Source organism: Pyxidicoccus caerfyrddinensis (genome assembly GCF_010894405.1).
Classification (GTDB): Bacteria; Myxococcota; Myxococcia; order Myxococcales; family Myxococcaceae; genus Myxococcus; species Myxococcus caerfyrddinensis.
In genome coordinates this window covers 1-1,223 of sequence record NZ_JAAIYA010000100.1, presented here as the reverse complement: position 1 = coordinate 1,223, position 1,223 = coordinate 1, and the positions used below count along the sequence as shown (strand labels likewise).

Annotated in this window: 1 protein-coding gene; it reads left to right on the top strand. The window is 69.6% G+C overall.

Annotation, left to right across the window (positions count from 1 at the left end; all coding sequences use genetic code 11):
* Positions 1-94 precede the first annotated feature (94 nt).
* On the top strand, positions 95-1,192 hold the full coding sequence (locus G4D86_RS51660; RefSeq protein ID WP_420821904.1) for an IS630 family transposase: 1,098 nt from the start codon (positions 95-97) through the stop codon (positions 1,190-1,192).
* Positions 1,193-1,223: the final 31 nt, after the last annotated feature.

The following is a 1,223-nucleotide window of genomic DNA, read 5'->3' as shown; positions in this document are numbered from 1 at the left end:
CTAAACGACGGGGCGTGATTCTCGATCGGCCCGGAGGGCAGGCAGGCGCAGGACGAGCGGGGAAGCGGCAGGAACCCGCTCCGTTCGGCCTTGTGTGCGCAAGAACCAGAAGAAGAAGCGAGCCCTGCCTCAGGGAGGGAAACAACTGCGCCTGCGCAGTCGTGACCGCAGGCGGCTGATTCGCTGGGGTGAGAGGACCGGCTGCCCGCTCACCCTGCGACGGTGCCTGGCGGTGGCGAAGGTTGCCGGTGGCCAGTCGCGAGCGCAGGCCGCGCGGGAGTTGCTGTGCGCCACCTCCACCGTCGTGGCCGCCGTCCAGCGCTACCTGGAGAGCGGACGTGAAGGGCTGGTGGACCGGCGCGCTCGCAATGGACAGCGCAAGGTGGACGAGCGCTTCCGAGCAACGCTTTGCCGGGTGCTGAAGGGTACGCCCCAGCAGTCCGGCTGGCGGCGCACCACGTGGACACGCGAGTTGCTGGCGCGCGAGGTGGAGAGGCGAGGCCGCGTGCGCGTCTCGCCCGCGACCATGGGACGAGCCCTGGCCTCGGTGGGCGCGCGGCTGAAGCGGCCTCGCCCCGTGGTGCGCTGCCCCTGGCCCGAGCGCCAGCGGCAGCAGCGGTTGTGGCAGCTGAAGTGCCGGGCGGCCTACGCCCGGCCCGACGAGCCCGTCTTCTACGAGGACGAGATGGACGTGCACCTCAACCCCAAGGTGGGGCCCGATTGGATGCTGCCCGGAGAGCGGCGGGAGGTTGTCACTCCGGGCAACAACCAGAAGCGCTACGTGGCCGGCGCGTTGAACTCGCGCACGGGCGAGCTGACGTGGGTGAAGGGGGAGCGGAAGACGAGCGCCCTCTTCATCGAGCTGGTGCGCGCGGCGAGCGAGGCCTACCCCACGGCGAAGCGCCTGCACTTCATTCTGGACAACGCGGCGACGCACTCCAGCAAGAAGACGAAGAAGGCACTGGCCGAGATGGGCGAGCGGGTGGTGCTGCACTTCCTGCCGCCGTACTGTCCCGAGGGCAACCGCATCGAGCGGGTCTGGTGGGACGTGCACGCCAACGTCACTCGCAACCACCGGTGCAAGAAGATGCCGGCGCTCATGGCCGAGGTGGATGCCTACCTGGAAGCTCGCAACGCGCAGCAGACCGCGAGCCCGCTGCTGCGCGCCGGCCCCGCTCGACGCGCAGCATGAGACCGTTCGAGAATCGTGATCGGTCGTTTAG